Source organism: Streptomyces sp. NPDC111507, from assembly GCF_055638955.1.
In genome coordinates, this window is the sequence record NZ_JBVKBU010000004.1 from 162,339 (window position 1) to 184,494 (window position 22,156).

At 69.9% G+C, this 22,156-nt stretch carries 19 protein-coding genes; 7 read left to right on the plus strand and 12 right to left on the minus strand.

Annotated features, from left to right (window positions below; all coding sequences use genetic code 11):
* Nucleotides 1–22: 22 nt before the first annotated feature.
* Nucleotides 23–2,755, minus strand: a complete 2,733-nt coding sequence (ppc, locus tag ACZ7M2_RS18380; protein ID WP_471596133.1) for a phosphoenolpyruvate carboxylase — start codon at nt 2,753–2,755, stop codon at nt 23–25.
* A gap of 340 nt (nt 2,756–3,095) precedes the next feature.
* Here ppc and ACZ7M2_RS18385 point away from each other — a divergent pair, with 340 nt between their 5' ends.
* Together ACZ7M2_RS18385 and ACZ7M2_RS18390 are read left to right on the plus strand one after the other, a co-directional pair.
* Complete coding sequence (locus ACZ7M2_RS18385; protein ID WP_471596134.1) at nt 3,096–4,106, plus strand: acyl-CoA desaturase; 1,011 nt, start codon at nt 3,096–3,098, stop codon at nt 4,104–4,106.
* A complete protein-coding gene (locus ACZ7M2_RS18390) occupies nt 4,103–4,783 on the plus strand; it encodes a TetR/AcrR family transcriptional regulator (RefSeq protein ID WP_054233024.1) in 681 nt (226 codons plus the stop codon). The genes ACZ7M2_RS18385 and ACZ7M2_RS18390 overlap by 4 nt, the downstream gene beginning before the upstream one ends.
* On the opposite strand, the gene ACZ7M2_RS18395 is transcribed toward ACZ7M2_RS18390, so the two are convergent.
* Nucleotides 4,780–5,118 carry a VOC family protein gene (locus ACZ7M2_RS18395; RefSeq protein WP_471596135.1) on the minus strand — a complete coding sequence of 113 codons (339 nt, stop codon included), beginning with the start codon at nt 5,116–5,118 and terminating at the stop codon, nt 4,780–4,782. The genes ACZ7M2_RS18390 and ACZ7M2_RS18395 overlap by 4 nt on opposite strands.
* A gap of 67 nt (nt 5,119–5,185) precedes the next feature.
* Nucleotides 5,186–5,995, minus strand: a complete 810-nt coding sequence (locus tag ACZ7M2_RS18400; protein WP_471596136.1) for a trans-aconitate 2-methyltransferase — start codon at nt 5,993–5,995, stop codon at nt 5,186–5,188.
* Nucleotides 5,996–6,084: 89 nt separating this feature from the next.
* Here ACZ7M2_RS18400 and tamR point away from each other — a divergent pair, with 89 nt between their 5' ends.
* Complete coding sequence (tamR, locus tag ACZ7M2_RS18405) at nt 6,085–6,582, plus strand: MarR family transcriptional regulator TamR (protein WP_060901813.1); 498 nt, start codon at nt 6,085–6,087, stop codon at nt 6,580–6,582.
* Here the strand turns inward: tamR and ACZ7M2_RS18410 are convergent.
* Nucleotides 6,541–7,308 (minus strand): LuxR C-terminal-related transcriptional regulator, encoded by a 768-nt coding sequence (locus ACZ7M2_RS18410; protein ID WP_054233027.1) that lies wholly within the window; start codon nt 7,306–7,308, stop codon nt 6,541–6,543. The two genes, tamR and ACZ7M2_RS18410, sit on opposite strands and share 42 nt — an antisense overlap.
* A gap of 256 nt (nt 7,309–7,564) precedes the next feature.
* Here ACZ7M2_RS18410 and ACZ7M2_RS18415 point away from each other — a divergent pair, with 256 nt between their 5' ends.
* Nucleotides 7,565–8,020 (plus strand): GNAT family N-acetyltransferase, encoded by a 456-nt coding sequence (locus tag ACZ7M2_RS18415; protein WP_471596137.1) that lies wholly within the window; start codon nt 7,565–7,567, stop codon nt 8,018–8,020.
* A 69-nt stretch (nt 8,021–8,089) separates the two neighbouring features.
* On the opposite strand, the gene galK is transcribed toward ACZ7M2_RS18415, so the two are convergent.
* Genes galK through galT form a run of 3 tightly spaced genes read right to left on the minus strand, consistent with a single transcriptional unit; the run spans nt 8,090 to nt 11,264 of the window.
* Nucleotides 8,090–9,232, minus strand: coding sequence for a galactokinase (galK, locus tag ACZ7M2_RS18420; RefSeq protein WP_471596138.1), 1,143 nt, complete (start codon nt 9,230–9,232; stop codon nt 8,090–8,092).
* A gap of 8 nt (nt 9,233–9,240) precedes the next feature.
* A complete protein-coding gene (gene galE, locus ACZ7M2_RS18425) occupies nt 9,241–10,203 on the minus strand; it encodes a UDP-glucose 4-epimerase GalE (RefSeq protein ID WP_471596139.1) in 963 nt (320 codons plus the stop codon).
* On the minus strand, nt 10,200–11,264 hold the full coding sequence (gene galT, locus ACZ7M2_RS18430) for a galactose-1-phosphate uridylyltransferase (protein ID WP_470058630.1): 1,065 nt from the start codon (nt 11,262–11,264) through the stop codon (nt 10,200–10,202). The genes galE and galT overlap by 4 nt, the downstream gene beginning before the upstream one ends.
* Nucleotides 11,265–11,417: 153 nt before the next feature.
* Between galT and ACZ7M2_RS18435 the strand changes: the two genes are divergently transcribed.
* The 3 genes from ACZ7M2_RS18435 to ACZ7M2_RS18445 all read left to right on the plus strand — a co-directional run bounded on the left by ACZ7M2_RS18435 (nt 11,418) and on the right by ACZ7M2_RS18445 (nt 14,120).
* Nucleotides 11,418–13,097: a sodium:solute symporter family protein gene (locus ACZ7M2_RS18435; protein ID WP_471596140.1), complete on the plus strand. Its 1,680-nt coding sequence runs from the start codon at nt 11,418–11,420 to the stop codon at nt 13,095–13,097.
* A gap of 20 nt (nt 13,098–13,117) precedes the next feature.
* Nucleotides 13,118–13,417: a hypothetical protein gene (locus ACZ7M2_RS18440; protein WP_471596141.1), complete on the plus strand. Its 300-nt coding sequence runs from the start codon at nt 13,118–13,120 to the stop codon at nt 13,415–13,417.
* A 223-nt stretch (nt 13,418–13,640) separates the two neighbouring features.
* Entirely contained in the window at nt 13,641–14,120 is a 480-nt protein-coding gene (locus tag ACZ7M2_RS18445) for a hypothetical protein (protein WP_471596142.1), read from the plus strand.
* A 141-nt stretch (nt 14,121–14,261) separates the two neighbouring features.
* Here ACZ7M2_RS18445 and ACZ7M2_RS18450 read toward each other — a convergent pair whose 3' ends face one another.
* The 5 genes from ACZ7M2_RS18450 to ACZ7M2_RS18470 all read right to left on the minus strand — a co-directional run bounded on the left by ACZ7M2_RS18450 (nt 14,262) and on the right by ACZ7M2_RS18470 (nt 22,150).
* Nucleotides 14,262–14,969, minus strand: coding sequence for a helix-turn-helix transcriptional regulator (locus ACZ7M2_RS18450; RefSeq protein ID WP_352044332.1), 708 nt, complete (start codon nt 14,967–14,969; stop codon nt 14,262–14,264).
* Nucleotides 14,970–15,194: 225 nt separating this feature from the next.
* Nucleotides 15,195–16,997, minus strand: a complete 1,803-nt coding sequence (locus ACZ7M2_RS18455; RefSeq protein WP_471596143.1) for an outer membrane protein assembly factor BamB family protein — start codon at nt 16,995–16,997, stop codon at nt 15,195–15,197.
* A 91-nt stretch (nt 16,998–17,088) separates the two neighbouring features.
* Nucleotides 17,089–18,984: an outer membrane protein assembly factor BamB family protein gene (locus ACZ7M2_RS18460; RefSeq protein WP_471596144.1), complete on the minus strand. Its 1,896-nt coding sequence runs from the start codon at nt 18,982–18,984 to the stop codon at nt 17,089–17,091.
* Between the two features lie 238 nt (nt 18,985–19,222).
* Nucleotides 19,223–21,031 carry an ABC-F family ATP-binding cassette domain-containing protein gene (locus tag ACZ7M2_RS18465; RefSeq protein ID WP_471596145.1) on the minus strand — a complete coding sequence of 603 codons (1,809 nt, stop codon included), beginning with the start codon at nt 21,029–21,031 and terminating at the stop codon, nt 19,223–19,225.
* Nucleotides 21,032–21,241: 210 nt separating this feature from the next.
* The gene (locus ACZ7M2_RS18470; protein ID WP_471596520.1) at nt 21,242–22,150 is read right to left on the minus strand and encodes a 4-(cytidine 5'-diphospho)-2-C-methyl-D-erythritol kinase; all 909 of its coding nucleotides are present in this window, start codon (nt 22,148–22,150) and stop codon (nt 21,242–21,244) included.
* Nucleotides 22,151–22,156 lie beyond the last annotated feature (6 nt).

Consider the following 22,156-nt stretch of genomic DNA (forward strand, 5'->3'; position numbering starts at 1 on the left):
CCGCCGGCCGCTGTCGGGGGGATCAGCCGGTGTTGCGCAGTCCGGCTGCCACACCGTTCACCGTCAGGAGCAGCGCGCGGGAGAGCAGCGGGTCCGGCTCGGCGCCGGCCGCGGCCTCGTCGCGCTGGCGCTTGAGGAGCGCGACCTGGAGGTAGGAGATCGGGTCCAGGTAGGCGTCGCGGATGGAGAAGGTCTGCTGGAGGACCGGGTTGGTGTCCAGGAGCTCCTTGCCGCCGGTGACGCGCAGTACCTCGCGGACGGTCAGCTCGTGTTCGGCCTCGATGGTGGCGAAGACGTGCTTGAGGTCGTCGGGGACGAGGGTGTCGACGTAGTGGCGGGCGATCCGCAGGTCGGTCTTCGCGAGGGTCATCTCGACGTTGGAGAGGAAGTTCTGGAAGAAGTGCCACTGCTCGTGCATCTCGTCCAGCACGGTGTCCAGTCCCGCCTCCCGCAGGGCCTTGAGGCCTGAGCCGACGCCGAACCAGCCAGGCACGATCTGCCGTGACTGGGTCCAGCCGAAGACCCAGGGGATGGCCCTCAGGCCGTCGAGACCGGCGCCGCTGTCAGGGCGGCGGGAGGGCCGCGAGCCGAGGTGCAGGTCGGCGAGCTGGTCGACGGGGGTGGCGGCGAAGAAGTACGCCGGAAGGTCCGGGTCCTCGACGAGTCGTCGGTAGGCGTTGTGGGCGGCGTCGGAGACGACGTCCATGGCCGCGTCCCAGCGGGCCAGCGCCTCGTCGGACTGGCGGGGGGCGGTGTGCAGGGCGGAGGCCTGGAGGGTGGCGGCGACGGTGAGTTCCAGGTTCTCGCGGGCGAGCGAGGGCACGAGGTACTTGTCGGAGATGACCTCGCCCTGTTCGGTCACCTTGATCTCGCCCTCCAGCGTGCCCCAGGGCTGCGCGAGGATCGCGTCGTGGGAGGGGCCGCCGCCGCGGCCGACGGTGCCGCCGCGGCCGTGGAAGAGACGCAGGCGTACGCCGTAGCGGTGGGCGACGTCGCGCAGGCGGCGCTGGGCGCGGTGGATCTCCCACTGGCTGGTCGTGATGCCGCCGAACTTCGAGGAGTCGGAGTAGCCGAGCATGACCTCCTGGACGTCCCCGCGCAGCGCCACGAGGCGGCGGTAGGAGGGGTCGGAGAGCATGTCCTCGAGGATCGTGTCGGCGGCCTTCAGTTCGTCCGTCGTCTCCAGGAGCGGGACGATGCCGATCTTGGCCCAGCCGGCGTGCAGGTCGAGCAGGCCGGCCTCCCGCGCGAGTACGGCCGCGGCGAACACGTCGTCGGCGCCCTGGCACATCGAGATGATGTACGACTCGATGACCTCGGGCCCGAAGATCTCGAGGGCCTTCTTGGCCGTCCCGAAGACTCCGAGGGTCTTCTCACCGGCGGCGTCGAGGGGCGCGGGGGTCGGGGCGAGCGGGCGGCGGGAGCGGAGTTCCTTGGCGAGGAGCTTGGCGCGGTAGTCGCGGGGCATGTCGACGTAGCGCCAGGATTCCTCGCCGAGGCGGTCGAACAGCTGGCCGAGGGCGTGGTGGTGGGCGTCGGCGTGCTCGCGTACGTCCATGGTGGCGAGCTGGAGGCCGAAGGCGGCCAGGGTGCGGATGGTGCGGTTCATCCGGCCGTCGGCGAACAGGGCGCCGCGGTGCTCGCGCAGCGAGGTCTGGATGAGGGTGAGGTCGCGCAGGAGCTGGCCGGTGCCGAGGTAGTCGCGGCCCTCTTCGTGCGGGGTGCCCGTGGCGAGGCGCTGCTTGGTGTTCTCCAGCTTCTGCCGGATGCAGGTGGCCTTGAGCCGGTAGGGCTCTTCGGCGTTGAGGCGCTTGTAGCGGGGGCTGATCTCGGGGAGGCGCTCCAGGTCGCTCTGGAGGGATTCGAGGAGTTCCTCGGTGGCGCCGGTGTAGCGGATGGAGTTGGAGAGGAAGCCGCGGAGTTCGTCGATGACGTCCAGGGCGTCGTTGATGCCGTGTTCGTGCTGGAGGATCAGGACGTCCCAGGTGACGGCCGGGGTGACGTTCGGGTTGCCGTCGCGGTCGCCGCCGATCCAGGTGCCGAAGGTGAGCGGCCGGGTGTCGTCCGGGAGCCGCACACCGACGCGCTCCAGCTCCGCGGTGAGATCCTCCAGGACGTCGCCCACGGCGCCGGCGTGCAGCTCGTCCAGGTAGTAGATGGCGTTGCGGGCCTCGTCCGCGGGCTCCGGGCGGACCACGCGCAGTTCGTCCGTCTGCCACACCAGGTCGATGTTCTCGGCCAGTCGGGTGTCGTAGCGGCGGCGGTCGGCCTCGATGACGGGGGTCTCGAGGAGGGCGGCGATACGGCGCAGCTTGTTGAGGACCGAACGGCGGGCGGCTTCCGTCGGGTGGGCGGTGAAGACCGGGCGGACGTTCAGGTTCTTGACGGTCTGCTTCAGGTGTTCGGGGTCGGCGTCCTTGAGCCGGTCCGCCGTTCGGGCGAGGAGTCCGCCCTCGGCGGCCCGCTTGGCGCGCAGTTCGCGGCCGCGGTGCACCTGCTCGGTGACATTCGCCAGATGGAAGTACGTGGAGAAGGCGCGGACCAGCTTGGCCGCGGTCTCCAGTTCGGTGCCGCGCAGCAGCTCGGCGGCTGCCTCGCCGTCCTCGCGGGTCAGGCGGCGGACCTTCTCGACCAGTTCCAGGAGCTCGGGGCCCTCCTGACGGACGAGGGTCTCACCGAGCAGGTCGCCCAGGCGGCGGATGTCGGCGCGCAGTTCGCTGCTGGTCGTCGTGGTCTGGTCGTCGGCACTGCTCACAGGTGCGGCTCCTTGCAGTGTGGAAGCTCGGCTGAAGAGTGTGGAAGCTCGTCTGAAGCTCGTCAGGGAGGGAACCCGGATGGTGGTCGCGCGGCGGGGTGCCGCTTAGGGACGTGGCATCCGGGAAGAAAACAGAACGGACCGCGCTGTCCGACCGAGTCCAAGGATAGGTGTCCATGCGGACGCGCAGGCTGTTGGGCTCTTGCCGCCAGGCTGCGCGCTGCCATACTTACGACGCCGTAAGTTACGGATGCGTAGGGCCTCCCGTCAGCTGGCAGGAGGACTCTGAGGTCGCGTAACCGGCCATCTCCCCCGCCCTCGAACCCCACAGGGGATGCTCATGCCCACGAGTTCCGACGTGATCGACGACGCCCCGCGGTCGCCCGACGACGCCTCGCTCCCCGCCGCCACGCTGGGTGGCGAGCGCAAGGGGTCACTCGAACAGATCACGCTGCTTCTCTTCATCGCTGTTCCGTTCGTCGCCCTCGTGGCAGCGGTGCCGCTGGCCTGGGGCCGGGGGGTGAGCTGGCTGGACATCGGCCTGCTGGTCTTCTTCTACTACCTGGGTTGCCACGGCGTCACGATCGGCTACCACCGCTATTTCACGCACGGCTCCTTCAAGGCGAAGCGTCCGTTGCGGATCGGGCTGGCGATCGCCGGTTCGATGGCGGTGGAGGGCCCTGTGGTCCGCTGGGTCGCCGACCATCGCAAGCACCACAAGTTCTCCGACGCCGAGGGTGACCCCCACTCGCCGTGGCGCTACGGGGAGTCGGTGCCGGCCCTGATGAAGGGCCTGTGGTGGGCGCACATCGGCTGGATGTTCGACGAGGAGCGGACCTCGCAGGAGAAGTACGCGCCGGACCTGATCAAGGACCCGGCGATCCGCGCGATCTCGCGCCAGTTCATCTACTGGACGGTGCTGTCCCTCGCTCTTCCCCCGCTGATCGGTGGTCTGGCGACGATGTCCTGGTGGGGCGCGTTCACCGGTTTCTTCTGGGGTTCGCTCGTCCGGGTGGCGCTGCTGCATCACGTCACCTGGTCGATCAACTCGATCTGTCACGCGGTGGGCAAGCGGCCCTTCAAGTCGCGGGACCGCTCGGGCAACGTGTGGTGGCTGGCCGTGCTCTCCTGCGGTGAGTCCTGGCACAACCTGCACCACGCGGACCCGACCTCGGCGCGGCACGGCGTGCAGCGTGGCCAGGTCGACTCCTCGGCGCGGATCATCCGCTGGTGCGAGCAGCTCGGCTGGGCGTACGACGTGCGCTGGCCGTCACGCTCGCGTATCGATTCGAAGCGCGACACGGGCGGGTCGGCCTCCCGGGGCAAGACGGAAACCGCTGAAGCGGCATGATTGACGGCGTGGCGACCGACTCCAGCAGCACCCCGAGCAGCAGTGAAAAGCCGCGGCGTGCGCGCCGCACCCGCATGACCGGTGCGGAGCGCCGTCAGCAGCTGCTGGAGATCGGTCGCACCCTGTTCGCGGCGAAGGGCTTCGAGGGGACGTCGGTGGAGGAGATCGCGGCGAAGGCCGGCGTCTCCAAGCCGGTGGTCTACGAGCACTTCGGCGGCAAGGAGGGTCTGTACGCGGTGGTGGTGGACCGCGAGATGCGCCGTCTGCTGGACATGGTGACCGGTTCCCTCACCGCCGGTCACCCCCGCGAGTTGTGCGAGCAGGCCGCGTTCGCCCTTCTGGACTACATCGAGGAGTACACGGACGGCTTCCGGATCCTGGTCCGCGACTCGCCCATTCCCCAGTCGACGGGTTCCTTCGCGTCGCTGATCTCGGACATCGCCACCCAGGTGGAGGACATCCTGGGCCGCGAGTTCAAGCTGCGCGGCTTCGACCCGAAACTGGCTCCCCTCTACGCCCAGGCCCTGGTGGGCATGGTCGCTCTGACGGGCCAGTGGTGGCTGGACGTCCGCAAGCCCCGCAAGGCGGAGGTGGCGGCTCATCTGGTGAACCTGGCGTGGCACGGCCTGGACGGTCTGGAGCCGAAGCCGCGTTTGATCGGGCATCGCAAGTCCTAGGACCCGGGCTGCTCCATGGACCCGAACGGCTCCGCGGATCCGAGTGGCTCCAGGAACTCCAGTCGGTTGCCGACGGGGTCCTCGGAGTAGAAGCGGCGGTGGCCGGGGAGGTTGTCGTCCCAGGTGACCTCGGCCTGGTGGGCCCTCAGGTGGGCGGCGAACGCCTCGATGCCGGTGACGCGCAGCCCGGGGTGGGCCTTCTTCGCGGACCGGAAGTCCTTCTCGATCCCCAGGTGCAGCTGGACGGCCCCCGCGCGGAACCAGCAGCCGCCGCGGGCGGCGAGGACGGGCGGTTTGGGGATCTCGCTCATGCCGAGCACCTCGACGTAGTACACGCGCAGGAGATCCTCCGAGCCGGGCGGGGCCGCGAGCTGGACGTGGTCGATGGCGGCGAGCCTCCGCTCACGCTCCCTTGTGCGCCACGGCGAACAGGCGGCGGAAGGGCAGCACCGTGCCGTACGGGGCCGTCGGATAGGCGTCGCGGAGCAGGTCGCGGTATTCGGTGACGAAGGCGTCGCGGGCTTCCGGGTCGTCGGCGAGGGCCGTGAGCACCGGGCGCAGTCCTGTGCCCTTCACCCAGTCCAGTACCGGATCCTCACCGGTCAGGATCTGCTGGTACGTCGTCTGCCAGATGTCCGTGTCGCAGCCGAGGCGGGCCAGCCGGTCCAGGTAGACCTGTGGTTCGTGGACGGAGTCCTCGTGTCGCAGGACGTCTTCGAGGCGGTTCTTCCAGCGGGCGGAGGCGGCGAGCTCGCGCATCAGGGCGTGCAGGGGCGCGTCGATGTTGTCGGGGACCTGGAAGGCGAAGGTGCCGCCGGGCGCCAGTGCGGCGACCCAGTCGCGGAACCGCTCCAGATGCCCGGGCACCCACTGCAGCGCCGCGTTCGACACGATCAGGTCGTACGTCTCCGTGGGCGTCCAGGTCGCGGCGTCCGCGTGGGCGAAGTCGAGGCGTCCGCCGCCGGCCGTGGGGCCCGCGTACGGCTGCGTCCTGGCGAGCATCTCGGGGGAGTTGTCGTACCCGGTGACGCGCGCGGTGGGCCAGCGGTCGGCGAGGAGGGCGGTCACGTTGCCGGGGCCGCAGCCGAGGTCGGCGATGCGGGGCGGGGTGCCGGGGAGGTCGGGGACCCGGGCGAGGAGGTCGATGAACGGGCGGGCGCGGTGGCCGGCGTGGCGCAGGTACTGGGCGGGGTCCCAGGTGGGAGTGGTCATGTCTGCTACTTTCCCGCCCCATGTATCTCGATGTCAAGAAGCTTGATATCAAGAGACTTCATGTCGACACAACCACTACACTGATCGTCATGGAGGACGAGGTCGATCGGCTGGTCGCAGCATGGCGCCGGGAGCGCCCTGACCTCGACGTGGAACCGCTCGAGGTACTCAGCCGGGTGAGCAGGCTCGCCCGGCACCTGGACCGCGCCCGACGGCTGGCGTTCTCCGAGCACAGCCTGGAGCCCTGGGAGTTCGACGTGCTGACCGCACTGCGGCGCGCGGGCTCGCCGTACCAGCTCTCCCCCGGCCAGTTGCTCACACAGACGCTCGTCACCTCCGGCACGATGACCAACCGCATCGACCGGCTGACGAAGAAGGGCCTGGTGGAGCGCCTCCCGGACCCGAGCGACCGCCGGGGCGTTCTCGTGCGCCTCACGGACGAGGGACGCGATCGCGCCGACCAGGCGCTGGCCGGACTTCTCGACCAGGAGCGCGCGATCCTGGCCGAACTCAGCAGGGCGCAGCGCGGTGAACTCGCATCCCTGCTACGCCAGCTGACCGCCCCGTTCGACAACATCCCCGGCTAGGTCGACGGGTCCGACCCCGGCGCGGCGGGCTAGGGCGACCGCGGCGAGCGTCGAGTGGACGCCCAACTTCCCCAGCACGTTCTGCATATGGGTCCGGACGGTGTGCGGGGAGAGGAACAACCGCTCCGCGACGGCCTTCCGCCCCAGCCCCGCGACCATGCACCGCAGCACTTCCCGCTCCCGCGGCGTGAGCGACTCGACCAGCCGCTCGCTCTCGGTGCGGTGCTTGCGCGCGGCGGTCAACTCCCGCAGGACGCCGGTGAGCAGGGCGGGCGGCAGATGCGTCTCGTCGCGCAGCACACCCCGTATGACGGTCAGCAGCCGCGAAAGGGAACAGTCCTTGGCGACCCACCCCGAGGCGCCGGCCTGCAGTGCGAGGGCGGCGCGGCGCGGATCGTCCTTCTCGGCGAGGACGACGATGCGCACGCTCGGCTGCCCCGAACGGACGCCCGCGACCAACGAGATGCCGTCGACGAGCCCGTCCTCGTTGCCCTCCTGGACCGGTACGGCAGGACGGGCGCCGGGCAGATTGCCGCCCAGGTCGGCGTCGACGAGCAGTACGTCGAATCTGCGGCCCTCCGCGGACGCCCGCTCCAGGCAGCGCAGCGCGGCCGGGCCGCTGCCTGCGGCGGACACGTCGACGTCGGGCTCGGCGGCCAGGGCGGCGGCGAGCGACTCGGCGAAGATGCGGTGGTCGTCGACGACCAGGACACGGATGCGAACCACTGATACCCCCACTGGTCGGGGGACGGACCGGCGCAGGTACGACACCCGAAGTGATCCCGAGCCCGCTCGAACTCGGAAAACGGAGTGCCGCAGCCGCACGGCCGCCGCCGTGCTGGAACTGCTACCCCCACTTCGGGCGTCGTACCCGACTGTCTCGCCCCCTGATCAGCACCGGCCCCCACCGGCGCTGTTCACAGGGTACGACCGGGGGCGGGCAGCGGAAGGCAATTTGCAGAACTGATTGGCCGACGCGTTTATGGTGAGCCGTATGTTTCGTATGGAGACAGGAGACGACAAAGACCGGCGTGATCTGCTCCGCCGGCGACTGCGCGACACGAACACACAGGCGTCCCCGATCCTCCGCGCTCTGCGCGGCACCCCTGCCGAACGGGAACTACCGCTCCACGTCTGGGCCTTGGACGCCGACGGGGCGCTCGCGGGCGGGCTCGTCGGTCACACCTGGACGACGTGGCTGCACGTGACGTACCTCTGGGTGGACGCGCCCCACCGCGGCGCGGGCCTCGGCGGCCGGCTCCTCGCCGAGGCCGAGCGCCTCGCCCGCGAGGAGCGCGGCTGCCGCAACTCCCGCCTGGAAACCTGGGACTTCCAGGCCCCCGAGTTCTACAAGAAACACGGCTACGAGGTGGTGTGCGTGATCCCCGACTATCCCCCGGGAATCACGGAATACACCCTGACCAAGCAGTTGCCCTGAGGCCTTTAGGGGCGCGGGGAACTGCGCGCCCAGCCCCCACGGTCCGCAGACAAAGAACCCACCCGAGCCTCAGCTCAAGCGCCGGGCGCCCGCCGAAGGCACCGCCGGAAAGACCCGAGGAGCCGTATGACCGGCGGAGCCGAACGCCTCGGTCACCGCCTTCGTCACCGTGTCCACGTCCGCCGACTCCACCAGCACGATCGCCGAGCCGCCGAAGCCGCCCCCGGTCATCCGCGCACCCAGCGCCCCCGCGGCGTTGGCCGTGGCGACCACCAGGTCCAGTTCCTCGCAGGAGATCCGCAGGTCGTCCCGGAGCGAGGCGTGCCCGTCCGTGAGGACCGGACCGATGGCCCGGACGTCCCCGGCGTCCAGCAGCGCGATGACCCGCTCCACCCGGTGATCGTCCGAGACGACGTGGCGGACGTATCGGCGTACGCGCTCGTCCGAGAGGCGCGCGAGCGCCGCGTCGAGCTCCTCGTACGCGACATCCCGCAGATGTGAGACCCCGAGCTGCCGCGCGCCCTCCTCGCACCCTTCGCGCCGCTCGGCGTACGCACCGTCGCCCAGCGCGTGCTTCACCCGCGTGTCGACGACCAGCAACTCCAGCCCCTGGGAGGCCAGATCGAAGGGGACCTGCCGGATGGACAGATCGCGGCAGTCGAGGTGCAGGGCGTGCCCCTCGGTGCAGCACGCGGACGCCGTCTGGTCCATGATCCCGCAGGGCACGCCGACGAAGTCGTTCTCGGCGCGCTGGGCGAGCCGGGCCAGTTCGGGCCCGGTGAGGCCGAGTTCGTACAGGTCGTTGAGGGCGAGCGCCGTCACGACCTCCAGAGCGGCGGAGGAGGACAGGCCCGCCCCCGTCGGCACGGTCGAGGCGAGGTGCACGTCCGCGCCCGTCACCGCGTGCCCCGCCTCGCGCAGCGCCCACACCACGCCCGCCGGGTACGCGGCCCAGCTGGTGTTGGTCAGCGGCGCCAGCTCGTCGACATGCAGTTCGACGACCGGGCCCTCGATGTCGGCGGAGTGCAGCCGCAGCACCCCGTCCGTGCGCCGCGACACCGCCGCCACCGCCGTGTGCGGCAGGGCGAGCGGCATCACGAACCCCTCGTTGAAGTCCGTGTACTCGCCGATCAGGTTGACCCGCCCCGGCGCCGCCCAGACGCCTTCCGGCGCGGTCCCGTACAGCTCCTCGAACCCCTCGCGAACGCCCACCGAATTACCTACCGCTCCTTGTTCTGAGCGAACGCCCACGCGTCCGCGACGATCCCCGCGAGATCCGCGCGGGACGGGTTCCAGCCGAGCCGCTCGCGCGCGGTCGCCGCCGAGGCGACGAGCACGGCCGGGTCCCCGGCCCGACGCGGGGCCATGACCTCGGGGATCGGGTGCCCCGTGACCTGGCGGACGGTCTCGATGACCTCGCGGACGGAGAAGCCGTTGCCGTTGCCGAGATTGCAGATGAGGTGCTCACCGGCGGTGGCCGTCTCGACGGCCAGCAGGTGCGCCTCCGCCAGGTCCGCCACGTGGATGTAGTCACGGACGCAGGTGCCGTCCGGCGTCGGGTAGTCGTCGCCGAAGACGGAGATCGCCTCCCGCCGCCCCTGCGCGACCTGGAGGACGAGCGGGATGAGGTGCGACTCGGGGTCGTGGCGCTCGCCCTGCGCCCCGTAGGCGCCGGCCACGTTGAAGTAGCGCAGCGACACCGCGCCCAGTCCGTGGGCCGCCGCCTCGCCGGTGATCATGTGGTCGACGGCGAGCTTGGAGGCGCCGTAGGGGTTGGTGGGCCTCGTCGGCGCGGACTCGACGATCGGGGTCTGCTCCGGCTCGCCGTACGTGGCGGCCGTGGAGGAGAAGACCAGCTTGCGCACGCCCGCCTCGCGCATCGCCGCGAGCAGCGCCATGGTGCCGCCGACGTTGTTGTCCCAGTACTTCTCGGGCTTCACGACGGACTCGCCGACCTGCGAGAACGCGGCGAAGTGCAGCACGGCGTCGTACGAGGAGTCCAGCCACTTGCCGGCGTCGCGGATGTCGCCCTCGATGAAGGAAGCCCCCGCCGGGACGCCCTCGCGGAAGCCCGTGGACAGGTTGTCGAGGACCGTCACCTCGTGACCGGCCTCGATCAGATGCTGCGCGACCACGCTGCCGACATAGCCCGCGCCACCCGTGACCAGGTACTTCCCACTCATGAACTCGCTACCTCTCGCAGTCGCTGGGCCGCGGCTTCCGGCGGCACGTCGTTGATGAACACGCTCATGCCGGACTCGGAACCCGCGAGGAACTTCAGCTTGCCGGAAGTGCGGCGAATGGTGAAAAGCTCGAGGTGAAGCGCGAAGTCGTCCCTGTTCACGCCCTCGAACTCGGCCAGCGCGCCGAACGGCGCCTGGTGCCAGGCGGCGATGTACGGCGTCGGAGGCTCCCCTTCACCGAAGATCCGGTCGAAGCGCCTCAAGAGTTCCAGATAGACCTGGGGGAACTCTGTGCGGGCCTCCTCGTCGAGCCCGAGCAGGTCGGGCACCCGCCGCTTGGGGTAGAGGTGGACCTCGTAGGGCCAGTGCGCGGCGTACGGCACGAAGGCGACCCACTGCTCGGTCTCCAGGACGATCCGGTCGCCCTCGGCGAGTTCGCGTGCGACGACGTCGTCGAAGAGGTTCTGACCGCCGGTGGCCTCCTTGTGCGCGGCCAGCGAGCGCAGCATCAGGGCCGTACGCGGGGTGGTGAACGGGTAGCCGTAGATCTGCCCGTGCGGATGGCCGAGGGTGACGCCGATCTCCTCGCCGCGGTTCTCGAAACAGAAGACCTGTTCGACGGAGGAGAGATGGGACAGCTCCGCCGTGCGGTCCGTCCACGCCTCCAGGACGAGCCCCGCCTGCTCCTCGGTGAGGTCGGCGAAGGACGAGTCGTGGTCGGAGGTGAAGCAGACGACCTCGCAGCGCCCGGAGTCGCCGGCGAGCGAGGGGAAGCGATTCTCGAAGACGACGACGTCGTACGAGGAGTCCGGGATCTCGCTCAACCGGTCGCCCTGCGAGGGGCACAGCGGGCACTCGTTCGCCGGGGGGTGGTAGGTGCGCCCCTGGCGGTGCGAGGCGATCGCGACCGAGTCGCCGAGGAGCGGGTCCCGGCGCACCTGGGAGCTGGTGACGGTGGGCTCCAGCGGGCGGCGGTCCACCGCGTCGCGCACCTTGTCGTCGCGTGAGTCGTAGTAGATCAGCTCACGACCGTCGGCGAGCCGGGTCGAGGTCTTCTTCACCGCTGGACTCCTCATCCACACCACACCCAACCATCAAACATAACCGAACACAACAAACCACAAAGCAACAGGGACGTCAATGCCCGCGGGGGTTTGGGGGGTGTCTGTGCAGCTTGGGCAGCATCGTGGGACTCCTGGGGCATGGATACGGGCATGCATGCCCCCACATACCTCGCCGCAGGGCTCCGGCTCCCCACGAACGGGCTCGACTACACGATCCTCGGCATCTATTTCCTCGTCGTGCTCGGCATCGGTTTCGCCGCCAAGGCCTCGGTCAGGACCAGCCTCGACTTCTTCCTCTCCGGGCGGTCGCTGCCCGCCTGGATCACCGGCCTCGCGTTCATCTCCGCCAACCTCGGCGCGACCGAGATCCTGGGGATGGCCGCGAACAGCGCGCAGTACGGCGTCTACACCGTGCACTGGTACTGGATCGGCGCGATCCCCGCCATGGTGTTCCTGGGCCTGGTGATGATGCCGTTCTACTACGGCTCGAAGGTCCGCTCGGTCCCCGAGTTCCTGCTCCTGCGCTTCGACAAGGCGGCGCACCTGCTGAGTTCGGTCCTGTTCGCCTTCGCGGCGATCCTGATCGCGGGCGTCAACCTGTACTCACTGGCGATCGTGGTCGAGGCACTGCTCGGCTGGCCGCAGTGGGTGGCGATCGTGATCGCGGGGCTCTTCGTCCTGGCGTACATCACGCTCGGCGGCCTGTCCTCGGCGATCTACAACGAGGTGCTGCAGTTCTTCGTGATCCTCGCGGCCCTGATCCCGATCGCCGCGCTCGGTCTGAAGCGGGTCGGCGGCTGGGACGGCCTGACCCACTCGCTCGACAAGACCCACGGCAGTGACTTCACCACCGCCTGGGGCGGTACGGGCATCGGCCATGCGAACCCGCTGGGCGCGAACTGGCTGACCATCGTCCTCGGCCTCGGCTTCGTCCTCTCCTTCGGCTACTGGACGACGAACTTCGCGGAGGTGCAGCGCGCGCTCTCGGCGAAGAACCTGTCGGCGGCCCAGCGCACCCCGCTCATCGCGGCGTTCCCCAAGATCTTCATCGTCTTCCTGGTGATGATCCCGGGCCTGGTGGCGGCGGTCCTGGTGCCCAGGATCGGCACGAGCGGCTCGGACCTCCAGTACAACGACGCGGTCCCGTACCTGATGCAGGAACTGCTGCCGAACGGCGTGCTGGGCATCGCGGTGACGGGGCTCCTGGCGGCCTTCATGGCGGGCATGGCGGCCAACGTCTCGTCGTTCAACACGGTGTTCACGTCCGACATCTGGCGGCGCTACGTCATGACCGACCGGGAGGACTCCTACTACGTCCGCTTCGGACGCCTGATCACGGTGATCGGCGTCCTGGCGTCGATCGGCACGGCGTTCCTGGCGTCTTCCTTCTCCAACATCATGGCCTACCTGCAGACCCTCTTCTCCTTCTTCAACGTGCCGATGTTCGTGGCCTTCATCGTCGGTATGTTCTGGAAGCGCGCGTCGGCGAAATCGGGTTTCTGGGGCCTGTTGGCAGGCACGACGGCGGCGATGGTCAACTACTTCGTCATCTACAAGCAGGGGATCATCGCCATCCCCTCCGACCAGGGAGCCAACTTCGTCTCCGCGATCGCGGGCTTCGTGGCCGGCGCGGTGGTGATGGTCGCGGTCTCCCTCTTCACGGCACCCAAACCGGCGGAGGACCTCCAGGGCCTGGTCTACGGCACCGTCTCCCCCGGCATGGCCGAGCCGCCGGCCGTGGGCGACGACGCGTGGTACCGCAGGCCGGCACTGCTGGGCTGGGGCGCGCTGATCCTGGCGGCGGCCTGCTACATCCCGTTCTCGTTCTGACGCAGGAGGCCTGAGCAACCATGTCCGACCACTATTCGGACCGTGATGTCCAGCGCGAGGTCACGGAGCTGGAGCATCAGTCCGCGACCGCGACCCGCCTCTTCGACATCCGCACCGTCATCGGCGGCCTGTTCGTCGTCTACGGCGTCATCGTCACCCTCGCGGGCCTGACCGCCTCCAACGCCGAACTCGCCAAGGCCCAGGGCGTCAACATCAACCTCTGGACCGGCCTCGGCATGCTCGCCCTGGGCATCTTCTTCCTGGTGTGGCTGTGGCTGCGCCCGCTGGCTCCGCCCGCGCCGTTGCCCGACGAAGAATGATCACTCCGGGTGGTCGCCCGTTCACAGTAGCGAGCACCCCCGTTCGAAGCATCTCCGTCACGCGCCTCTGACCTGCGCCTTTCCTTCCAGTGAGGACCTTGGCGAACAGCACGGCCTGGAGTGCATAGGACACGTGGAGTTGCCGGAGGCCGCGCCGCGGGGCCTCCTGGGCTCGGGGATACCTCCCCAACTTCTTCACACAACACACGAAGAAAGGCGCGGAATGTTCTCTTTCAAGCGCTTCGGGTCCGCTGTCGCCTCGGCCGCGGCCCTGGCCTCCCTGTCCATGGCGATAGCCCCGGCGGCCATCGCCGCCTCGGACCCGCAGCCCGTCGTCCAGGAGTCCAAGGGCCCGAAGCCGCCGACGACCCCGACGGTCTGCGCCACGCTGAGCGGTCAGCTCTCCACGCAGCTGCAGGCCGCCGCGACGGCTCTGGCCGCCACGCCGACGCCCAACGTCGCCGCGGCCCAGACGGCGGTCGCCGCGGCCCAGGCCACGGTCGCACAGCTCCGTGCCGCCGGATGCCTCCCGGCAGCGCCTCCGACGCCGCCGACCTGTGCGGCCCTCGCTCTGCAGCTGCAGGCGCAGCTGCAGGTCCTCACCGCCGCGCTGGCGGCCGTCCCGCCCGTCCCGGCCAACATCACCGCGGCGCTGAACGCGGTGCTCGCCACCGCGGCGCAGCTCTTCACCGTTTGCACGTGACCGGTCGTTCACCGCGCACCGTGCCGGCGACTCACGAACACGCCTGACATCGCGCTCTGAACGTATGACGACTGCGGCGTTGCGGCGTTGGGTTCGGCGGTACTTCACCGTCGGACCCAACGCCTTTTGCGTACGCGGTGACTACGCGGGCCCAGGGTCTTCCGCACTCCCCAGCCCCGCCGCCACCGGCCCCGCCCGGTCCAGCAAGCCCGTCCGCGCGGCCAGGGCGGCCGCCTCCAGCCGCGACCCCACCCCCAGCTTCATCAGCACCCGCTGGACATGGGTCCTGGCGGTCGACGGGGCTATCCCCATACCGGCCGCGATGAGCCTCGTGTCCTCCCCGTCCGCGACCCTCACCAGGACCTCCACCTCGCGTGGAGTGAGCATCTGCAGGAGCCGCTGGCCCTCGTCGTCCGGTTGGGCGGCGGGGTTCAGCAGCTCGCTGAAGGCGCCCTGGAGCAGGGCGGGGGCGACCGCCGCCTCACCCGCCCTCGCCTTCATGATGGCGCGCTCGACTCCCTCTATCCGCTCGTCGTGGCGCACGTAGCCCGACGCGCCCGCGGCGAACGCGGCGGCGATACCGCGCGGGTTCGGGACCGGACCCAGAACCAGGACCGCCACCTGCGGACGCTCCCGTTTGATCCTGATCACCGGGTCGAAGATTCCCGGCTCGGCGGGTGTCGCCGTACCGATCAGGCACACCTCCGGCGCCCTGGTGATCACCAGCTCCGCCGCTCCCGCGGCGGGCGCCGCCGCGGCGAGCACCCGGTGCCCCCGCAGTTTCAACGCCGAGGCCAACGCCTCCGCGAGCAGTCGGTGGTCGTCGACCACCATGAGCCGCACTCCCATCGAGCAACCCCCCAGTCCCCCCAAGCATCCCCACTGGTTCCCCGTGGATTAGGAGCCCCCCGGCTCTCCATCCCCCGGAAGCTACACGCTTGTTCGACGTTGCGCTTCCCCTACCGGTGAGAAGTGCCCCGGAATATCGAAATTCCTCGCATTCGGGAGTGATGAGGGGTAAGCGAACGGCCCCGTCCCTGAGCTGGGACGGGGCCATGGTCAAAAGAAGTTGACCTACTGCGTGCCGAACGCGATCGCCAGGTACTCCTTCTCGGAGGCGCTGTACGGCTTGTGGGCGTAGACCGCGGACATGTACAGGTGACCCTCGCTGTAAAGGATCTCGGCGTAGTCCGGGAGCATGCTCGTCTCCGCGTCGCGGACCGCCTCGGTCGCCGGGTTCTCCAGGAGCTTGGTCTCCTTGAAGGAGGTGCCGTCGATGCTCACGATCTGACCGCCCTTGTCGTAGGGCGGACGCTTGTACGCGAGGAGGTTGCCGCCGTCCATGCGCAGCGGGGAGATGTCGTAGCCGTCGCCCGCGTCCGCGCGCTGGCCGGTCTGCTTGCCGGTGCCCAGGTCGAAGGCGACGATCTCGTTGATCTGGCCGGACTGGCCGCCGTCGTGCTGCTCGGTCGGGATGTAGAGCCTGTCGTTGCCGACCACCAGTTTCGTGCAGCCCTCGATCCTGCTGATGCCGTCGCACTTGGCGGCGTAGGTCTTGCCCGGCGCGGAGATCCTGGTGCGCAACTGGCCGGTCTTGTTGTCGATGGAGAAGAAGTCCGAGATGCCGCTGCCGTCACCGGCGGAGTCGCCGACGTCGGCGGCCACCACCAGCGGGTTGGTCGACACGACGCTCGCGTACTCGATGCCGGGCGACATCTTGTACTCCGAGATCACCTTCCCGGAGGTCGGGTCGATGGTCTGGATGTGCAACTGCCGCGTACTGCCGTACTCGCCGCACTTGCGGACCGCGACCAGCTTGTCGCCGCCGCCGTACCCGGCGTCGTAGCAGGTGTCCGTGGGCTTGGGTGCCCACAGCACCTTGCCCGTGGAGATGTCGAACGCGGCGCCACCGTTGGTGCTGCCCACGGCGACGGTGTTCGCGCTGGTGGTGACGTTTTCGAGGCCGATCTTCTGGTCACCGGACTTGACCGACTTCGTCCACAGCAGCTTGCCCGCGGCGAGGTCGAGGGCGGAGAGCTCGCTGCAGCCGTGGGAAGGCTTCGCCTTGGTCGGCATGGCGGGCTCGTAGACGATCGCGGTCCGGCCGGAATCGGTGGTGTGGCGGCTGGCCGTGCACACCGGGCCGGGGAGCTTGATCGTCCAGACCTTGGCGCCGGAGTCGGGGTCGTAGCCGTTGATCTCGGCGTCGCCGCTCTTGGCGTACACCTTGTCGGTGAGCCAGGAGCCGACGGTGGACACGCTGCTCTCCGCGGGCACGGCGGGCGCGGGGACCTGGAAGAGGACCTTGGAGCTGGTGTCGGCGGGGACCTTCTCCTTGCCGGTGGAACCGGTGGTCTTGTCGCCGCCCGAACCGCCCTTGCCTCCGGTGCCGCCGCTCGTACCGGAGGAGTTGTTCTTGCTGTCGTCCTTGCCGGAGCTCGCGTACCAGACCCCGCCGCCGATGATCAGCGCGACGGCCACCACGGCCGCCACGATGATGACCACCTGGCTGTTCGGCTTCCGCCCGCCGCCCCCGCCCTGGGGAACCTGGGGCTGCATCGGGTAGGTCGGCGGCTGCTGCGGATAGCCGTAGCCGTACGGGGGGCCCGGGGGCTGGGCGGGCTGCTGGCCGGGGTAGCCGTAGCCCGGCTGGGCCGGGGGCCCCGGCGGGGGCGCCTGCTGCGGGTAGCCGTAACCGGGACCCTGCGGAGGCGGCGGGGCGCCGAACCCACCGGGCGGCGGAGCCTGGGGCGCGCCGAACCCGCCCGGCGGAGGGTCCTGAGGGGCGCCGAAGCCACCCGGCGGAGGGTCCTGCGGCGCGCCGAAGCCACCCTGTGGGGGCTGGTTCGGCGGTGGTGGGGGTGGCGGCTGGCTCATGACGTGTCTACCTCGGATGCGGATGCGTTGGGGACGGAGATGCGGGAGACGAAGAAGGTGGCGAACGGGGCGAAGGTGGCGTGAGCGTGCGTCACTTGCCGTAGGCCAGCATCAACTTCTCCTTCGACTGGTCGTTGCCCGTCAGCCGGGTGGTGGAGAGGTAGAAGCGCCCGTCCACGTAGTCGACCGCCTTCGAGAAGAAGCCGTTCTCGACCGACGCCGTGCCCTGTGGGTTCTGCAGCAGCTTGGTGGGCTGGTGACTGCTTCCGGTCGTGGGGATCGACACGATCTGCCCGCCGGCGTCGTACGACGGTTCGACGTACGCGATCAACCGCGTGCCGTCCATCTTCAGCGGCAGCATCGACTCGGCGGCCGGGGACTTGACGCGCCACTTCTCCTTGCCGGTCGACAGGTCGAAGGCGACGATCTCGTTGGCGCCGCTCTTCGCCTCGGTCGGCAGATAGAGCGTGTTCGCGTCGGCGGCGGTGCCGAAGCAGCCTGTCAGGTCGCGGTCGAGGATGGCGAAACCGCACTCGGGCCTGAAGGCGTCGCTGCTCTTGAGCTGCGAGCGGACGGCACCGTTGTCCTTGAACGTGGTGACGTTGACCTTCTTCTGGTCCTTGTTGGTCATGTAGATGACGACGGGGTCGACGGAGTACGTGCGCTCGACCGACCAGCCCTTGGGGATCTTCGTGGTCCACTTGGCCTTGCCGGTGGCCGGGTCCAGCTGCTGCACCTCGTCGTGCTCGGTGTCGGTGGCGGCACCGCAGGAGGCGACGGACAGCAGCTTGGCGCCGCCCGCGAACGCGGCCGGGTAGCAGGCCTGGCCGTAGTTCTTCTTGTCCCAGAGCTTCTTGCCGCTGGTGATGTCGTACGCCGTGCCGGACTGCGAGCGACCCACCATCAGCGTCTTGCCGGTGACCGACAGTTCGATGGTGAGCGTGCTGTCGAAGAGCGCTCCGTCAGCGACCTTGCCGCTCCAGCCCTTGGCACCGGTGTCGAGGTCTATCTGCTGGAGCTGGTTGCACTTGGCGCTGTCGCCGGCACCGCTCTTGTACGCCACGACGACCTTGTCGTCGGACGTCTTCTGCGGGGTGACCGCGCAGATCGGCTGCGGGAACGTGATCGGGGCCCAAGTGGGCTTGCCGTCCCCGACGTTGTACGCGAACACCTGCGTGTACGCGGCTTTCACCGCTGTCTTGTCGGTGATCCACAGGCCGGGGGCGTCGGCGCCGGAACCGGGCGCGTCGGGCGCCTGCTTGTACCAGAGCACCTTCGCCTCACCGGCCTGGCGGCCCGAGTTGAGGTTCTCGGGGTCCCCGCCACCGTTGCCGCTGCCGTCACCGGGGTTGACCGGATCCGCGGAGGAGGAGGCCTTCGTGCCCTTGCTGTCCTGGGCGACCGGCTTCTTGCCGTCGTCGCCGCCCCCGCCGCTGACGGCCCAGACCGTCCCGCCGACGACGAGCAGCGCGGCCACGGCGGCGCCGATGACCATGGCCGGGCGGCCCTTGAAGGGGTTCTTCGAACCACCGGGAGGAGGCGGCGGGGTGGCCGGGCCGCCGGGATACTGCGCCTGGCCCGGATAGCCGTACCCGGACCCGTATCCGGGCTGCTGACCGTATGCGGGCTGCTGACCGTACGGGCCGGGCTGGGCGTACGGACCGGGCTGGGCGTACGGACCGGGCTGCTGCGGCGGCTGTGCGTACGGGCCCGCCTGCTGCTGCGGTGCGTACGGGGCTGCCGGCTGCTGCGGCGGTGGTGCGTACGGGCCGGGCTGGGCGTAAGGCCCGGGCTGCTGCGGGTATCCGTAACCGGGCGCCGGCGGACCGGCGGGCGGAGGGGGCGTGCCCTGGGGCGTGTTGGGGGGTGCGCCGAACCCTCCCTGCGCCGGTGCCGCCGGTGGAACCGGTGGCGTCGACGGCGTCGGTGGCTGGTCCTGCGGTGCTCCGAAGTCACCCTGCGGCGGCTCACTCGGCGGCTGACTCATCAGCGCGTTCCCCCTCGTTCACTGATGTGGCGCCCCACCGGCGGCGCGGTCGGCGGCGCCGTTTTCGCGCCACACCGGTGGTTCTCAGACTGTTCTCAGACGGACCTTTCTATCACTCTGGGGACCTCGAACAAGGGGCCGGTACTCCCCCTGTTCCCAAGGGAGGACCGGCCCGTGATGCCCTCGTTATGCGCCTTCACGCCCCCTTCACGGGACGCGCGCGCCACCCGCCAGCGGCTTACGCGTCCTCCGCGAGCTCCAGCCAGCGCAGCTCCAGTTCCTCGCGCTCACCGGTCAACTGGCGCAGTTCGGCGTCGAGTTTGGCGACCTTCTCGAAGTCCGTCGCGTTGTCGGCGATTTGGGTGTGGAGCTTGCTCTCCTTCTCGGAGATCTTGTCGAGCTGACGCTCGATCTTCTGCAGCTCCTTCTTCGCGGCGCGGGCGTCGGCGGCGGAGGCGGCCCTGGCGGACGGCGCGGGCGCGGCGGCGAGCACGGCGGCCGCGGCGACCTCCTCCATGCGCTTGCGCCGCTCCAGGTACTCGTCGATCCCGCGCGGCAGCATCCGCAGGGTGCTGTCGCCGAGCAGCGCGAACACGTTGTCCGTCGTGCGCTCGATGAAGAACCGGTCGTGGGAGATCACGATCATCGAGCCGGGCCAGCCGTCGAGCAGGTCCTCCAGCTGGGTCAGCGTCTCGATGTCGAGGTCGTTGGTGGGCTCGTCGAGGAAGAGGACGTTGGGCTCGTCCATGAGCAGCCGCAGCAGCTGAAGCCGCCGCCGCTCACCACCGCTGAGGTCCCCGACGGGCGTCCACTGCTTGTCCTTGTTGAAGCCGAACGTCTCGCACAGCTGTCCCGCGGTCAGCTCGCGTCCCTTGCCCAGGTCGACCCGGTCGCGGACGGCCTGCACGGCCTGCAGCACCCGCCAGGTCGGGTCGAGCTCGGCGACCTCCTGCGACAGATAGGCGAGCTTGACGGTCTTGCCGGTGCTGATCCGCCCGGCGACGGGCTGCGTCTCCCCGTCGCTGCGGGCGGCCTCGGCCATGGCGCGCAGAAGGGAGGTCTTGCCGGCTCCGTTCACCCCCACGAGCCCGACCCGGTCGCCGGGTCCGAGCTGCCAGGTGAGGTGCTTGAGCAGGACCTTCGGGCCCGCCTGCACCGTCACGTCCTCAAGATCGAAGACCGTCCTGCCCAGGCGCGAGCTGGCGAACTTCATCAGTTCGCTCTTGTCGCGGGGCGGCGGCACGTCCGCGATCAGTTCGTTGGCGGCCTCGATGCGGAAGCGCGGCTTGGAGGTACGGGCGGGGGCGCCGCGCCGCAGCCAGGCCAGCTCCTTGCGCACCAGGTTCTGCCGCTTGACCTCCTCGGTGGCGGCGATGCGCTCACGCTCCGCACGCGCGAAGACGTAGTCGGAGTACCCGCCCTCGTACTCGTACACCGCGCCCTTCTGCACGTCCCACATACGGGTGCAGACCTGGTCGAGGAACCACCGGTCGTGGGTCACGCACACCAGCGCCGACCGCCGCTCCCGCAGGTGCTGGGCGAGCCAGGCGATGCCCTCCACGTCCAGGTGGTTGGTGGGCTCGTCGAGGATGATCAGGTCCTGCTCCTCGATGAGCAGCTTGGCGAGCGCGATACGGCGGCGCTCACCGCCGGAGAGCGGGCCGATCACCGTGTCGAGCCCCTGCGGGAACCCCGGCAGGTCAAGGCCGCCGAACAGTCCCGTCAGGACGTCCCTGATCTTGGCGTTGCCCGCCCACTCATGGTCGGCGAGGTCCCGGATGACCTCGTGCCGGACGGTGGCGGCGGGATCGAGGGAATCGTGCTGGGTCAGCACTCCCAGATGCAGCCCGCCGGAGTGCGTGACACGGCCGGTGTCGGCCTCCTCCAGCTTGGCGAGCATGCGGATGAGGGTGGTCTTGCCGTCGCCGTTCCGCCCGACCACACCGATCCGGTCGCCCTCGCTGACGCCGAGGGAGACTCCGTCGAGCAGGGCACGGGTGCCGTACACCTTGCTGACGGACTCGACATTGACCAGGTTGACGGCCATTTCTCTCCTGAACAAGGGGGACGATCGACCCTCAAGGGTAGTCCGGCTCCCTCACCTCCCGAGCCACCCCCTTTCCCGCCCCAGCCCTCGCCGGAGGGCACTGACGATCCCCTGGCAGGATCCGGGTGCTCAGGCGCCGTCGCCGACGCAGCCCGCTACGAGTGGAGCTTCACCGGCAAGACAGTGGCTGAGGAATGGGAAGCGCGTGGCTCAGGAGGACGTAGAGAGATCCTCCACGACCGTCGCGCCCGGAGCGGGGCCGTCGGTGACCCGTACCGTCCGGCAGGTTCCTGAGGCGCGCAGCGCGTCGGCGACCGTGCGCGCGGACGCGGCGTCCGCCGCGAGGAAGGCCGTGGTCGGACCCGAGCCGGAGACCAGGGCCGCGAGCGCACCGGCGTTCCGCCCGGCGGCGAGCGTGTCGGCGAGGGCAGGGAAGAGGGAGAGGGCGGCGGGCTGGAGGTCGTTAGCGACGGCGCGGGCGACGGCCCCGGCGTCCCCCTTGGCCAGCGCGTCGAGCAGCTCCTGCGAGGCGACCGGCTCCGGGATCCGTACGCCCTCGTTCATCCGGTCGAACTCCCGGAAGACCGCCGGGGTCGACAGCCCGCGCTCGGCGATCGCGAAGACCCAGTGGAAGGTCCCGCCGACGTCCAGCGTCCGCAGCTGCTCACCCCGCCCGACACCCAGCGCCGCCCCGCCCACCAGGCTGAACGGCACGTCACTGCCCAACTCGGCGCAGATGTCGAGGAGTTCCTCGCGGGAGGCGTTCGTCCCCCAGAGGGCGTCGCAGGCGAGCAGCGCGCCGGCGCCGTCGGCGCTGCCGCCCGCCATGCCGCCCGCGACGGGGATGTCCTTGGCGATGTGGAGGTGGACCCTCGGTTCGACGCCGTACCGGCGGGCGAGTTCGAGGGCCGCGCGGGCCGCCAGGTTCGTGGAGTCGAGAGGGACCTGGTCGGCGTCCGGGCCCTCGCAGGTGATCCGCAGCTCGTCCGCCGGCGTCACGGTGACCTCGTCGTACAGCCCTACGGCGAGGAAGACGTTGGCCAGGTCGTGGAAGCCGTCGGGGCGGGCGGCGCCGACGGCGAGCTGGACGTTGACCTTGGCGGGGACACGTACGGTCACGACGTC

What these genes read in the sequence shown, in the direction of transcription:
- ACZ7M2_RS18390 (WP_054233024.1), top strand. Translation starts at nt 4,103, where the DNA reads ATGATTGACGGCGTGGCGACCGACTCCAGCAGCACCCCGAGCAGCAGT.
- ACZ7M2_RS18440 (WP_471596141.1), top strand. Translation starts at nt 13,118, where the DNA reads ATGTCCGACCACTATTCGGACCGTGATGTCCAGCGCGAGGTCACGGAG.
- tamR (WP_060901813.1), top strand. Translation starts at nt 6,085, where the DNA reads ATGGAGGACGAGGTCGATCGGCTGGTCGCAGCATGGCGCCGGGAGCGC.
- ACZ7M2_RS18455 (WP_471596143.1), bottom strand. Translation starts at nt 16,997, where the DNA reads ATGAGCCAGCCGCCACCCCCACCACCGCCGAACCAGCCCCCACAGGGT.
- ACZ7M2_RS18445 (WP_471596142.1), top strand. Translation starts at nt 13,641, where the DNA reads ATGTTCTCTTTCAAGCGCTTCGGGTCCGCTGTCGCCTCGGCCGCGGCC.
- galE (WP_471596139.1), bottom strand. Translation starts at nt 10,203, where the DNA reads ATGAGTGGGAAGTACCTGGTCACGGGTGGCGCGGGCTATGTCGGCAGC.
- ACZ7M2_RS18435 (WP_471596140.1), top strand. Translation starts at nt 11,418, where the DNA reads ATGCATGCCCCCACATACCTCGCCGCAGGGCTCCGGCTCCCCACGAAC.
- ACZ7M2_RS18460 (WP_471596144.1), bottom strand. Translation starts at nt 18,984, where the DNA reads ATGAGTCAGCCGCCGAGTGAGCCGCCGCAGGGTGACTTCGGAGCACCG.
- ACZ7M2_RS18415 (WP_471596137.1), top strand. Translation starts at nt 7,565, where the DNA reads ATGGTGAGCCGTATGTTTCGTATGGAGACAGGAGACGACAAAGACCGG.
- ACZ7M2_RS18465 (WP_471596145.1), bottom strand. Translation starts at nt 21,031, where the DNA reads ATGGCCGTCAACCTGGTCAATGTCGAGTCCGTCAGCAAGGTGTACGGC.
- ACZ7M2_RS18450 (WP_352044332.1), bottom strand. Translation starts at nt 14,969, where the DNA reads ATGGGAGTGCGGCTCATGGTGGTCGACGACCACCGACTGCTCGCGGAG.
- ACZ7M2_RS18385 (WP_471596134.1), top strand. Translation starts at nt 3,096, where the DNA reads ATGCCCACGAGTTCCGACGTGATCGACGACGCCCCGCGGTCGCCCGAC.
- ACZ7M2_RS18400 (WP_471596136.1), bottom strand. Translation starts at nt 5,995, where the DNA reads ATGACCACTCCCACCTGGGACCCCGCCCAGTACCTGCGCCACGCCGGC.